This is a genomic window from Burkholderia lata (assembly GCF_902499335.1).
In the GTDB taxonomy this organism is placed as follows: domain Bacteria; phylum Pseudomonadota; class Gammaproteobacteria; order Burkholderiales; family Burkholderiaceae; genus Burkholderia; species Burkholderia lata_B.
In genome coordinates, this window is the sequence record NZ_CABVQK010000012.1 from 1 (window position 1) to 12,362 (window position 12,362).

A 12,362-nucleotide genomic window follows, 5' to 3' on the forward strand; every position below is an offset into this window, starting at 1 on the left:
TTTTTAAAGAGCATTCTGCGAGGAACTTCGTGTTTCTCAGCAGCGCTGCGTTTTCAGCAGCAGAGAAGCGAGATTATCAACCGTTTTTTCAAACTCGTCAACAACTTTTTTAACTACTTCGTTGCGACGACTGCGGTTTAATTTCGTGTGCGCTGAAGTCATTAAAACCGACATCAACAGCACCGCTTCCCTTTTTCTTCCCGCGCTGCGTTTCCGTTAGCGCGAAAGAGGCGTGATTCTAAGCACCCGCCCCCAACTCCGCAACCCCTTTTGTGAAATTATTTTGACATGCAGTGCCGGGGGACGCTGAGCCTCTCCATTGTTCATATATAAGCGACGCGGCAGAAGCAGTCTCGGTCGCCCGTGAACAGCCCCCGCCGCATCGAACGCAACCCTCCGTCGCTCACCGGCCCACCATCGCCCTCACCACGCCGTCCCGCCGAATCAGCCCGTGATACAGCGCGGCAGCAAAGTGCGCGAGGAACGTCGCGAAGAACAGATACGCCAGCACCCGGTGCGCGACCCGGAGCCACGCGAACGTCACCGGATCAGCCGCCACGATCGCCGGCAGCTGCACACCGTCGCCCAGCGTCACCGGATACCCGCCCGCCGACAGCATCGCCCACCCGATCAGGGGCATCGCGAGCATCAGCGCATACAGCACGAGATGCGACCCGTGCGCGGCAACCTTCTGCCACCACGGCAGATCCTCGGGCAACGCCGGCGGTTTCGACAGGATCCGCACCACGATCCGCACGCAAACCAGCACGAGCACGGCAATACCCAGAGGCTTGTGAATCGCCACCAGAAGCGCATGCCGCTCAGAAACGGACGCCACCATCCCCACCCCGATGAACAACATCGTGATGATCATCGCGGCCATCACCCAGTGCAGCACCCTCGCCGGCAAACCAAACGTCGTCGAAGCCTTCATCACCGTCCCTCCCCACTCAATCGCGCCACGCCTGCCACCCCGGCCTCTTCACTCGTCCTGCGCAGATACGAATCCGCATAAGCAGCCGACCGCGCCGCCAGCAACGGATCCCCTGACGCCTGAATCCCCTGCGGCAGCACCGTCGGGTCGTAATTCACATCTCGGCACGGCCCGCTGTCCTGCGCCTCCACGCGGTCGAGCACGAGCGTGCCCGCATCGATCGTCGTGCGCTGCGCGGGCCAGACCTTCGTCGCGTCGTCCACCGGATCGCCGGGCTCCGCCAGCGTGACCAGCAGCTTCCACTTCTGCGGACCGGCCGCGATGCGCTGCGTCACGTCCTGCTGCAGCACGTTCGGGTCCGCGGCCGTCGCGACGTTCCCGGCGCCGGCCGTCTGCTCCGGCACGACGCGCCACCGCACCGCCTGGCGCTTACCCGCCGCGTCGACGAAGTAGAACGCGTTCAATCCGTAATAGCTTTCGGTGACGTAGCTCGCGCTCGGCTTCGCACCTTTTATCCAATCGCGGAACGCGGCCGTCTCCGGGTGCGCGCCGAAAAACGCCTTCACCTTCGCAGGATCGGGCTTGCCTGTCTTCGGATCGGCCCGGGTCGCCAGCAATTGCGCGTAGAACGCCTGCGGCGTCGCCACCGGAAACACCGGCATCGCATTCATCCCGGTTCGCCATTGCTCGCCATCGGGCGCGGTGAGCTTCAGCGCGAGGCTGCGGATCGGCACGCTGCTGTCTGGCGCATACGGATTCCCGCCCGGCAACGCGAACCGCCCGACCACCGGCGTGCGCACCGCCTTGAAGAACGGCGCGACCGAATACGCGCTCGCGGCACCGTTGCCTTCGAAGTAACCGGTCACGCACACGCCCTTCGCGTGATTGCGCCGGAAGCCAGGGTGAATGCCGCCGCCGGCCGTCTGTAACGCATCGACGATCCGGTGCGGGGTCAGACGCGCCGGCGCGAACCACCCGCCGGCATACCCGAACGCCACGGCCACGCCGGCCACCGCGCCGCCGATCGCGGCCCAGCGCCACCACCCGCGCCCGGGCTCGCGCTGCGGCGAAGAAGAGGAAGAAGATCGCTCCATATATATGCTCCCGACCGTCAGGTCATTGTCGAACCCGCGTAGGACGCCACCCGCGCCGCTTTATTCCACGAAAAAATTTTTCCTATGCTGGTGGAATAAGCGGCGCCGACCGGCGTCTTACGCGACATCTCGACCCATTCGGCAACCGGCCCGGCCATGCCCTCCACCGCCCTCGACGACGAAGCACTACGCGAACTCATCCCCAGGCTGCGACGCTTCGCGCTCTGGCTCGCGCGCGACGTCCACGCGGCCGACGATCTCGTCCAGTCGACGCTCGAGCGCGCGCTGTCGCGCTGGTCGAGCCGCCGCGACGACGCGTCGCTGCGCAGCTGGCTCTTCACGATCCTGTACCGGCAGTTTCTTGACGGCAAACGCAGCGCGAAGCGCTACGCGTGGCTGCTTGGGCGTATCCGCGATGACGACGAAGCGCACTGGCCGTCCGCCGAACGCGAATTCGCGGCGCGCGCAACGCTCGAAGCATTCGGCCGGCTGTCCGACGAACAGCGCAGCCTGCTGCTGCTCGTCGCGGTCGAGGGCTTCACGTATCAGGAAGTCGCCGACCTGCTCGACATTCCGATCGGCACCGTGATGTCGCGGCTCTCCCGCGCGCGCCAGGCGCTGCGCCAGCTCAGCGACGGCGAGCTTCCCGCTCCTTCCTTGCGATTGATGAAGAAATGAACACCCCTCCGAACGAACACGACCTTCAGGCCTACGTCGACGGCCAGCTCGACGATGAAGCGCGCGCCGCGGTCGAGCGCTATCTCGCGCTGCATCCGGAGCGCGCGGAACAGGTCAGGCAATGGCAGCAGGATGCGCAGCGGTTGCGGGCCGCGCTCGAGAGCGTGCGGATGCCGGCGGATAATCCCGCGCTCGATCCGGCGGCGATTCGGGGACGGCGCGTGGAGCGCACGCGGATGCGGTTCGCGATGGCGGCTTCGTTCGTGTTCTGCGTCGGGCTGGGGACGTTCGGCGGATGGCAGGCGCGCGGGTGGAACGCGCCGCCGCCGATCGCGCCGATGAGCGATGCGGTCGAGGCTTACCGGATGATGGTGGTCGATCAGACGGCGAAGGTGGATTACCGGCCGACGGGTGCGGGAGATTTGCAGGGATGGCTCACCAGGCGCGTCAGCGCATCGGCGAAGCTGCCGGATTTGAGCGCGGCGGGGTTCAGGCCCGTAGGCGGACGGTTGTTCACGACGGACCATGGGGGCACGGCCGCGATGGTGCTCTATGAAGACGATGCCGGGCGAACGCTGAGCTTCTATCTCCGGTCGCCGGAAGCGACACATCGGCTGCTGCCGGCCGGGCAACGCGTGGATGGCGCGCTGCTGGCGCGGTATGGGTCGGTGAACGGGCTCAACTACGCGGTGGTCGGGCCGGCCGGGAGCCTCGGGGAAAAAGCAATCGCGCAGGCGCTCGATCAGCAGACGTGAGTGGTACGATGCGCGCCGCGCTGGCGGTCCCTGGTGGCCGCCAGAGGTCCGAATGGTGCGGCTTCGCCGGCTTGGGCGTGCTCACGTTCACCGCTTGAATGCACAGCGTTTCGAGTGACTTTCCAGGTCTGTTGTCCACACTGGGACTCCTCCTGCACCCTCACCCGTTAAACACACAGGGTTTCGAGTTGCTGCGAAACAGGATGTCCACATCGATCATGACGATGCTGCATGCGGTCATTGGTCGGCACGCTCACTTTTGTTGGGCACAGCGTTTCGGGTTGTTTGGGGCTGCGATATCCACACCCGGTGACGTACCGCGAACACCTGCACCGAATTCGATTACCCTCACCCGCTGGGTGCACAGGCTTTCGAGTACGTTGGATTCTCGATATCCACACGGCATTCAAGCACGACGGATCGTGCAAAAATTATTCGCGTCATCTGCCATAGCCCGGCAAAGCCCCGCCAGGCAAGGCACTCAGGCTGATTCGTGTGATCGAGTGCTAGGTGCTCACCGATTCAATGCACAGAGATTCGACTGGTTGGCGTGCGGGTTGTCCACATGCGACCATGTCGAGCCTGACCAAGGCCGCACGAAACGCGATGTCCGTTGCGCATGTGGCCACGTCGTGGCACCAGCGACCTTCCGTTCGGTCGCAAGCTCATGCGCCCGGATTCGCTCGTCACTCTCCGATATCGCCTGGATCCGCGCCCAGCTGGCAATTCCGACGCACGCTCACCAACCGGATGCACAGCGCGCCGAGTCGTTTTGCACCCCGGTTATCCACACACGAAGCCGAGCACCTTCGCCACCGCCGAAGTCACTCGGTCAGATAGACGTTGGTTTACGCCGGTGTGGCATCGTCACCTAGACCGCTGCGCCTCAACGTTTCGCGCAGACAGCTTCGACAAACCCGTTCGCCCGCATTCCACAGCTTGTCGAACGTCTGCTCGTCATCGAGCCTGAACGTCGACCCGTCGATCGAGACATCGGCCCCGAGCACCTTGCGCAGAAACGCTTCGCTGAACCAGTACTTCGGTTCGTGCTTCTTCGTGCGGTCCGTCACCTGTACGACATGGCAATCGCGGATCACGTCGATAGACAGATTCGCTGCTTCGATATCCGGCGACGTGCGCGTCGGCATGATCAACCCATGAAGCTCGCAACGCGCGAAGCCGTGCGGCCATTTGGCATCCGCCGCGACGACGGACGTGTCGAACGCCTGCGCCTCCGATGTCGGCTCACGCGGCGTTTCGCCGGATCGCACCAACAACTCGTCGACACACGTCGAACAGCCATACGCGCGCAAACGCTCGAGCGCCGCGATTTTCGGGAATGCCGTGACATGGGCGACGTTCCCGATAAACGACGCTTCGACATCGAGTTCGTCGAACTCGGTACGTAGCACCCACATTTCGCGGCTGTACTTCGGCCGGTCGAGCGAGACCTTGAGCAGCTCGCCGGGCGCGAACTGGCCGCGCGTCCGAACGCGTGCATGGACGCCCTTCGACGTCACTCTGACAACGTCGAACCCATGCCGATGGCAAACGATCGGTCCCATTACCGGCCCTCGCACTGCATTTTCTTCGGCATCGCCACGTATGTGGAAAACATCGATCGATCGTCGCTTCAATGCCGCTCGATCACGTATTGCGCCGGCCCGCGCCATGCGATCGAACGGTAATCCTTTCGAATGACGCCAATTTCCCGGTAATACTCGACGAGCGCTTGAGGGCTCCAGTCACGGCCAGCGGAAAATAACGCGTCCAGGTCGACAAGCGCGGCAACGAGAGCACGTCGATCATGATCGTGCGCTCCCAACGATCGCCTTGCTGTGCAAACCCGAGGCGCATCAGTACATCCGCGACAGCCGCCACGTCAGTTACGACAACCGCAACGTGGCCGGCAATATCCGTCACCAGTATCTCGTCGACGGGTACCTTCACTGATCCCCTCGTCCGGTTTCGTCCTCTGTCATCACTCTGCTTCTTTCGTGAGCCATCTAACGATCTCCGCGATGTCCTCGTCGGACAGCTTCCCGACGCGATCGACAAACACCCCGTAGTCGAGATCGAACTTCACGTTGAATCGCTCGCCTTTGTAGCGGCAACACAGAACCTCGGCTTCCGGTATCGACACGCGCTGCTCGAACACGATGTCGCGGGGATGCTGCTGCATCCGGTGTACGACGGCATCGATATCGAGTGCGTCGAGCCGGGTCAACGATGAATCGGTCATGAGTCGCGAGCCTGTGCGCCAGGCCCTCGTATCCTGGATGCCGGCGATTCTACAGACATGACGGCTCACGGATCGCTCGAGCGCTTCACAGCCTTCCGCTTCGTTCATCCAATCACTGCACGCAGTGCATATCCTGCCCGGATCACAGTCGACGGACTGTGCTTATCCAAAGGTGTTAACAGAGTTCGTATACATACGTAGTGATAGTTAACAAACCCTGTGCCTCACAGTGGATAACGTCCCTAACCCCATGAATTCTCGACAGGAAGCGGAATGCATAACCTTGGGTGAGCCACGTGAACAGCTTCGGGAAGCACAGAACAACTTTTCGTCGATTCACAGCCGCGCCGACATATCCTCAATCGTTCCACTGTGAATCCAGAGGCTTGCCGGATGGTTATCCAGAGGGCAATGTGGATAACATCACAGCACATCGACGCGTTTTGCTGTGATGCGAACAGGTGAAGCCAACGTTCCCGGCATCGCCAGGCAACATCGATCGTCGACCGCCGCGCACCCCGATTCAAAAAATTTTCACGAAGGGGCTTGTGCTCCTCAAAAACCCTCTCTATAATTCGCGGCTTCTTAGGCTCGTAGCTCAGTTGGTTAGAGCACCACCTTGACATGGTGGGGGTCGTTGGTTCGAATCCAATCGAGCCTACCAACGAACAAATGAAGGGGTCTGGCAGCACACATCGCCTACAGGCAATGCGGCTCGCCAACATACAAACGCCACGCGGCAACATCGCGTGGCGTTTTTCTTTTTCAGTCCGAAACAACGCATGTCGCCCCGATGTGTTGCGCGATCCACGGCATCGCATCCTTCCTCACCGACACCTCGATCAGCCATACAACGGGCACTGCGCCGCGCGTAGAATCGTGTGCGCATCGAAGCGGCTGTTCCGACCGTCGCCCGATCTCCAACGCATCAAAACAACAACGCGCGATCCGCGCGACCGAGAGAACACGATCATGTCCGACGTCACGACCGCCACATCATCCACGAGCAACGACGAAATCGCCGCCTACGTCGGCAAGAAAGCCGCATGGTTCGAGAGGAAGTGGGAAATCGCCGCGTCGCGAAAGAACCGGCAGACCTGGAACTGGGCGGCCTGTTTCCTGGGCCCGGTGTGGATGGCGTATCGATGCATGTACTGGCAGGCGGCAGCCGTCCTTGGCGCGACGCTCGCGGTCACGATGGTCGAGGTGCTGTTTTTCCCCAAATACTTCGAATCGACCACGTTCGACCCGGTCACCGTCGGGATCGCTGTCGCGCTCGGCTGGTGCGGGAACAGCCTCTACAAGACGCACATCGAACGCCAGATCGAAAAGCTGCGCCCGAACGCGACGTCTCGCGAATCGTTTCTCGCGCTGCTGGAGGCGCAGGGCGGCACGAACTGGCTCGCGGCGACCGGTTTCGCTATCGCGACGCCGTTGCTCGGCATGCTGATGATCCTGGTTCACACCGTCGTGGTCGGGAAGTACTGATCGCGAGAACGGGCGCCGGCGGCCGGCAAAGCGGGCAACGGGACGAAGAATAGGGCGCATCGCCACCGTGCATGCGCACCGCACCCGACGCGCGTTCCATCGTCGTCAATGCAGATGCTTCAACTTGTCAGGATTCCGCACGACATAGATCGCGACGATCTTGCCGTCCTCGATCTCGAGCGCGGTGGTCTGCAGCTCGCCGTCCGCTTCCTGCGTGACGAAACCCGGCAGCCCGTTGATGAACCCCGCACGCACGAGCTTCGACGCATGCGTGGCGAACAGCCCGGCCAGGTACTCGTGCACCTTCATCACGCGCTCGAAGCCGAACACCGGCGTGCCCGCGGCCGAACGCTTGCCGCCGCCGTCCGCATGCAGGCTCACGTCCTCGGCGAGCATTGCGCCAAGCGCGCGCATGTCGCCGCTGCGTGACGCTGCGAAAAACGCTTCCGCCAGTTCGATCCCGCGCTGTTTCTCGACATGGAAGCGCGGCCGTGCCTCGCGCACATGCGTGCGGGCCCGCGCGGCGAGCTGCCGGCACGCGGCCGGGTCGCGCTGGATCGTCGTGGCCACTTCGTCGAACTCGAGGCCGAATACGTCGTGAAGCAGGAACGCCGCGCGTTCGAGCGGCGAGAGCCGTTCGAGTGCAAGCATCAGCGGCAGCGTGACGTCTTCCTGTTCATCTTCCTCGACGACCGGCTCGGGCAGCCACGGGCCGATATAGGTCTCGCGCTGGTGCCGCGCGGACTTCAGCTGGTCGAGGCACATGCGCATCACCATGCGGCGCAGGAACGCCTCGGGTACGCGCACCTCGGTGCGGTCGACGTCCATCCAGCGGATGAACGCCTCCTGCACCATGTCCTCGGCATCCGCGACGGAGCCGAGCATCCGGTACGCGACGCGGATCAGCGTGCGGCGCAGCGGGTCGAAACTCGCGGCCGCGTCGGCCCGTTCTTCAGCGCTGCCGTTGGCCGGGTCGAGGTTCGACATCAGGCCACCATCTTCGCGGCGGCGGCCTTCGCGTCGGCCGGCTCGATCCACAGCCCGAAGCCGACCGCGAGCCGGTTCCAGCCGTTGATCACGTTGATCATCAGCGTGAGTTTCACCTGTTCCTCCTGGCTGAAGTGGTCGTTCAGCGCCGCGTAGGCTGCTTCGTGCGCCGCGTGACCCTCCGACAGCTGCGTGAGTGCCTCGGTCCAGCCGAGCGCCGCGCGTTCGCGGTCGGTGTAGCAGGGCGCTTCGCGCCATGCGGACAGCAGGTAGATGCGCTGCTCGGTCTCACCTTGCTCGCGTGCCTCGGCCGTGTGCATGTTAATGCAGTTCGCGCACGCGTTGATCTGCGATGCGCGGATCTTCACCAGCTCGATCAGCGTCGGCTCGAGGCTCTGCGCGACGGCGACCGAGACGGTCATCCAGTTCTTCATCAGGGCGGGTGCGGCGGCAAACGGATTGAGTTTCGCAGTCATGGTCCTTCTCCTTTCGTGTGGGTTCCGGTGATATGACGAGCGAGCCCCCCGCGTGTGTGACATCGACGCGAAATTTTTTTCGAAGCCGGCGAGCGGATCGGCGCGGAAGGCCGCCGGGCCAAGGCGGGCAGGGTGCTCGTCGAACGCAAAAACGCGGCGAGCATGCTTCGTGCGCCCGTGCTGGTCAGACGATTCCCCGTTCAGTCATGGTGACGATCAAGGCCGCGTGAGCGTCCGCGGCGTGCATCTCCGCACGAACCTCTATCCGCGCTGATGTCAGCAATTGGCAGGTGATCGGTTGCTTTCATTTACATTTATCTGCCGTTTCGTCCGTATCTCGATCAGCAGCATTCACATTTCTGGACCATACTGTTCTGCACGGGCAGATGAAGTGACGCCGCATTCGCGGCCCGGCGCGCGCGCCGGCTGCCCGACGACGCAGCAGCAGGTCGCACGTCAGCCGCGCGCATCACGCGCAAGGCTTTCCCTTTTCCGGCAACGCAACGCAGCGAATCGCGACGTGGACGGTAAACCGATGAGCCTCCATGCATCACAGCTTCAGCGCCGTTACCAGGACGTGCGCGCCCATAGCGTCGCATTGACCGCGACGCTGTCCGCCGAAGACCAGGCCGTGCAGTCGATGCCCGACGCCAGTCCGACGAAGTGGCACCTCGCGCATACGACCTGGTTCTTCGAAACCGTCGTGCTGATGCGCCGCGTGCCCGGCTACGCGCCGTTCGACGCCGCCTTCCAGTTCCTCTTCAATTCCTATTACGAAGCGCTCGGCCCGCGCCATCCGCGGCCGCAACGCGGGCTGCTCACGCGCCCGTCGCTCGACGAGGTGCATGCGTACCGGCAATACGTCGACGACGCGATGCTGCGCGCGCTGGCCGGCGCCGATGCGGCGCTGCTCGATACGATCGCGCCCGAGATCGTGCTCGGCCTGCATCACGAGCAGCAGCACCAGGAGCTGATCGTCACCGACATGCTGCACGCGTTCTCGTGCAACCCGCTGAAGCCGGCGTTTCGGCCGCGCAACGGGACGGACGCGGGCGCGATGGCCGCGGGTGACGCCGGCGCGCAGCACTGGCTGCACCAGCCGGGCGGGCTCGTCGAGATCGGCCACGACGGCGATGCGTTCTCGTTCGACAACGAACGGCCGCGCCATACGGCGCTCGTGCGGCCGTACGAGATCGCGAACCGCCTGGTGACGAATGCGGAATTCGCGGCGTTCGTCGCCGACGGCGGCTATACACGCCCCGAGTTCTGGCTGTCGGACGGCTGGGCCACGGTGCAGCGGGAAGGGTGGCAAGGGCCCGCGTACTGGATGCCCGACGACGACGATGCGGCCGCCACGCGCGTACGGCGCACGTTCGGCCTGCACGGCGTCGAACCGCTCGCACCCGATGCGCCGGTGTGCCACGTGAGCTTCTACGAAGCGGCCGCGTACGCGGAATGGGCCGGCGCGCGTCTGCCGACCGAATTCGAATGGGAAGCCGCGTTCGGCGCCGAAGGCATCCGGCAGATGCTCGGGCACGTGTGGCAATGGACACGCTCGTCCTACGAGCCGTATCCGGGCTTTCGGCCGCTTGCGGGTGTGGCTGCCGAATACAACGGCAAGTTCATGGTCGGCCAGCAGGTCCTGCGCGGCAGCAGCGTCGCGACGCCGCCCGGGCACGAACGGCCGACGTACCGCAATTTCTTTCCGCCGGCCGCGCGCTGGCAATTCACGGGAGTGCGACTTGCGCGAGACGTCTGACCAGACGGCCACGAGCGGTGGCCAGCAACCCGCCCGCGATTCGCGGCCGAGCGCGTTCGAGCGCGACCTGATCGACGGGCTGTCGCGCACGCCGCGCAGCATTCCGCCGAAATACTTCTACGATGCGGCCGGCTCCGCGCTGTTCGATCGCATCTGCGAGTTGCCCGAGTATTACCCGACCCGCACCGAGCTCGGCATCCTGCGCGATCGCGCGGCCGAGATCGTGCGGCGCGTCGGCCCGCATGCGGAACTCGTCGAATTCGGTGCGGGCTCGCTCGAGAAGATCCGCGTGCTGCTCGACGCGTTCGCGGGCAACTATGCGAACGCGCCGGCGCGCTACGTGCCGGTCGATATCTCGGCCGACTATCTGCACGACGCTGCCGCGCGGCTGCGTGCCGCGTATCCGTGGCTCGACGTCGCGCCGATCGCGGCCGACTACACGAAGGCAGAGCAACTGGCCGAGCTGACCGCGACACCGGCGCGGCGCATCGGCTTCTTTCCCGGTTCGACGATCGGCAACTTCTCGCCGGAAGAGGCCGATGCGTTCCTGCGCGATGCGGCGCGGCTGCTGCGTGGCGGCGGCTTGCTGGTCGGCGCGGATCTCGTGAAGGACGAGCGTACGCTGCACGACGCGTACAACGATGCGCAGGGCGTGACCGCGCAGTTCAACCTGAACCTGCTGGTGCGCGCGAACGCCGAGCTCGGCGCGGATTTCGACCTCGACGCGTTCTCGCATTGCGCGTTCTACGACCGCGCGCGGCAGCGCATCGAGATGCATCTCGTCAGCGACATCGCGCAGACCGTGCACGTGCGTGGCCACGCGTTCCGCTTCGATGCCGGCGAGCGCATCCACACGGAGAACTCGCACAAGTTCACGATCGACGGCTTCCATGCGATCGCGCGCCGCGCAGGATTCGCGCCCGATACAGTGTGGACCGACGCGGACAACCTGTTCAGCGTGTACTGGCTGCGCAGCGTCGACGATATCCGCGCGTGATGCCCGCGCTTGCGAACCGCTCGCTTACGGTGCGGGCGGTTCGCTTTCGGCGCATTCCAGTTCCCGTACATGCCGGCGCGCTCCGATCGCCCGGTTTCGTGCCGAACCGCCTTTTTTGCCGGCCCGATGCACCTCTGCAACGGTGCGTAGAATGCCGCCTCTTCCTTGTTCCGCAAGGCTTTACGGACGGCTGTAAACGTCCGTTACCTGTCTCGCATACCCGTTTCACCTGTGTCTGTGTCCGGTGCCTAGACTCCGAACCGTATTCACATGACGCACGACACGTGCAGGGAGTCGCGAGATGAACAAGAAACTCATTCTCGGTGCAGTTCTCGGTGTAGCGGCGCTGGCAGCTTCGGGCGTCGCATCGGCCCACGTCGACCTGTCGGTCGGCATCGGTGTACCCGCGTATGCGGCACCGGCGCCCGTCTACGTGGCACCGCCGCCGCCCGTCATGTACGCGCCGGTCGGCTATCGCGATGACGGTTGGCGCGGCGACGGCTGGCGTCAGCGCGAATGGCGCGAACACGAGTGGCGCCGCCGTGAATGGCGCGAGCACGAGTGGCACGATCGCGGCGGCTGGCGCGGCGGCCGCTGGGATTAAGCGGTTCGATTGATCACAACAAGAGGAGATTGAAAACATGATGCCCATTCGACACATCAGGCTGTGCGCCACCGCCGCCATCGTTGCGCTTGCCACCATCGGCAGCGCGCACGCGGCGGGCTGCATGAAGGGCGCGGTGGTCGGCGGTGTTGCCGGCCACTATGCGGGCCACCATGCGGTCGTCGGTGCGGTCGGCGGCTGTATCGTCGGCCATCACATGGCGAAGAAGCAGGCGCAGGAGCAGGCCGCGCAGCACAAGGCCGCCGCGCAGGGCATGCAGCCGGCGCAGTAAGCAGCGGCAGGGCGGTGGCCGGCGGTCGCTGCCCTCACCACTTTCAGCCTCCGCAT

The 12,362-nt window shown here is 64.3% G+C and carries 14 protein-coding genes and 1 tRNA gene; 8 read left to right on the forward strand and 7 right to left on the reverse strand.

Annotated elements, in window-relative coordinates; translation table 11 throughout:
- Positions 1 to 403: 403 nt before the first annotated feature.
- Complete coding sequence (locus tag BCO18175_RS27175) at positions 404 to 934, reverse strand: cytochrome b (protein ID WP_174985673.1); 531 nt, start codon at positions 932 to 934, stop codon at positions 404 to 406.
- Entirely contained in the window at positions 934 to 2,028 is a 1,095-nt protein-coding gene (locus BCO18175_RS27180) for a catalase family peroxidase (protein ID WP_174985675.1), read from the reverse strand. Before BCO18175_RS27180 ends, BCO18175_RS27175 begins: the two co-directional genes overlap by 1 nt.
- A gap of 156 nt (positions 2,029 to 2,184) precedes the next feature.
- On the opposite strand from BCO18175_RS27180, the gene BCO18175_RS27185 reads away from it, so the two are divergent.
- Together BCO18175_RS27185 and BCO18175_RS27190 are read left to right on the forward strand one after the other, a co-directional pair.
- Positions 2,185 to 2,706, forward strand: coding sequence for a sigma-70 family RNA polymerase sigma factor (locus tag BCO18175_RS27185; RefSeq protein WP_047851530.1), 522 nt, complete (start codon positions 2,185 to 2,187; stop codon positions 2,704 to 2,706).
- Positions 2,703 to 3,461, forward strand: coding sequence for an anti-sigma factor family protein (locus tag BCO18175_RS27190; protein ID WP_174970766.1), 759 nt, complete (start codon positions 2,703 to 2,705; stop codon positions 3,459 to 3,461). The genes BCO18175_RS27185 and BCO18175_RS27190 overlap by 4 nt, the downstream gene beginning before the upstream one ends.
- An 848-nt stretch (positions 3,462 to 4,309) precedes the next feature.
- On the opposite strand, the gene BCO18175_RS27195 is transcribed toward BCO18175_RS27190, so the two are convergent.
- Genes BCO18175_RS27195 through BCO18175_RS40665 form a run of 3 tightly spaced genes read right to left on the reverse strand, consistent with a single transcriptional unit; the run spans position 4,310 to position 5,811 of the window.
- Positions 4,310 to 5,098, reverse strand: a complete 789-nt coding sequence (locus BCO18175_RS27195; RefSeq protein ID WP_174985677.1) for a hypothetical protein — start codon at positions 5,096 to 5,098, stop codon at positions 4,310 to 4,312.
- A gap of 10 nt (positions 5,099 to 5,108) precedes the next feature.
- Complete coding sequence (locus BCO18175_RS27200) at positions 5,109 to 5,411, reverse strand: hypothetical protein (RefSeq protein ID WP_254608177.1); 303 nt, start codon at positions 5,409 to 5,411, stop codon at positions 5,109 to 5,111.
- A 31-nt stretch (positions 5,412 to 5,442) separates the two neighbouring features.
- Complete coding sequence (locus BCO18175_RS40665; protein ID WP_254608178.1) at positions 5,443 to 5,811, reverse strand: hypothetical protein; 369 nt, start codon at positions 5,809 to 5,811, stop codon at positions 5,443 to 5,445.
- Between the two features lie 479 nt (positions 5,812 to 6,290).
- On the opposite strand from BCO18175_RS40665, the gene BCO18175_RS27210 reads away from it, so the two are divergent.
- Both BCO18175_RS27210 and BCO18175_RS27215 read left to right on the forward strand, forming a co-directional pair.
- Positions 6,291 to 6,367 (forward strand) — tRNA-Val (locus BCO18175_RS27210).
- 308 nt (positions 6,368 to 6,675) lie between these two features.
- Positions 6,676 to 7,191 (forward strand): DUF2628 domain-containing protein, encoded by a 516-nt coding sequence (locus tag BCO18175_RS27215; protein WP_174985679.1) that lies wholly within the window; start codon positions 6,676 to 6,678, stop codon positions 7,189 to 7,191.
- A 105-nt stretch (positions 7,192 to 7,296) separates the two neighbouring features.
- On the opposite strand, the gene BCO18175_RS27220 is transcribed toward BCO18175_RS27215, so the two are convergent.
- Both BCO18175_RS27220 and BCO18175_RS27225 read right to left on the reverse strand, forming a co-directional pair.
- Positions 7,297 to 8,178 carry a sigma-70 family RNA polymerase sigma factor gene (locus BCO18175_RS27220; RefSeq protein ID WP_174985681.1) on the reverse strand — a complete coding sequence of 294 codons (882 nt, stop codon included), beginning with the start codon at positions 8,176 to 8,178 and terminating at the stop codon, positions 7,297 to 7,299.
- Entirely contained in the window at positions 8,178 to 8,654 is a 477-nt protein-coding gene (locus BCO18175_RS27225; protein ID WP_174985683.1) for a carboxymuconolactone decarboxylase family protein, read from the reverse strand. Before BCO18175_RS27225 ends, BCO18175_RS27220 begins: the two co-directional genes overlap by 1 nt.
- A 535-nt stretch (positions 8,655 to 9,189) precedes the next feature.
- Between BCO18175_RS27225 and egtB the strand changes: the two genes are divergently transcribed.
- The 4 genes from egtB (at position 9,190) to BCO18175_RS27245 (ending at position 12,306) form a co-directional block, all read left to right on the forward strand.
- Positions 9,190 to 10,413 carry an ergothioneine biosynthesis protein EgtB gene (gene egtB / locus BCO18175_RS27230; RefSeq protein WP_174985685.1) on the forward strand — a complete coding sequence of 408 codons (1,224 nt, stop codon included), beginning with the start codon at positions 9,190 to 9,192 and terminating at the stop codon, positions 10,411 to 10,413.
- Positions 10,397 to 11,410: an L-histidine N(alpha)-methyltransferase gene (gene egtD / locus BCO18175_RS27235; RefSeq protein WP_174985687.1), complete on the forward strand. Its 1,014-nt coding sequence runs from the start codon at positions 10,397 to 10,399 to the stop codon at positions 11,408 to 11,410. The genes egtB and egtD overlap by 17 nt, the downstream gene beginning before the upstream one ends.
- A 301-nt stretch (positions 11,411 to 11,711) precedes the next feature.
- Positions 11,712 to 12,014: a hypothetical protein gene (locus tag BCO18175_RS27240; protein WP_089449610.1), complete on the forward strand. Its 303-nt coding sequence runs from the start codon at positions 11,712 to 11,714 to the stop codon at positions 12,012 to 12,014.
- A gap of 37 nt (positions 12,015 to 12,051) precedes the next feature.
- Positions 12,052 to 12,306: a hypothetical protein gene (locus tag BCO18175_RS27245; RefSeq protein ID WP_174970750.1), complete on the forward strand. Its 255-nt coding sequence runs from the start codon at positions 12,052 to 12,054 to the stop codon at positions 12,304 to 12,306.
- The last annotated feature ends 56 nt before the right edge of the window (positions 12,307 to 12,362 follow it).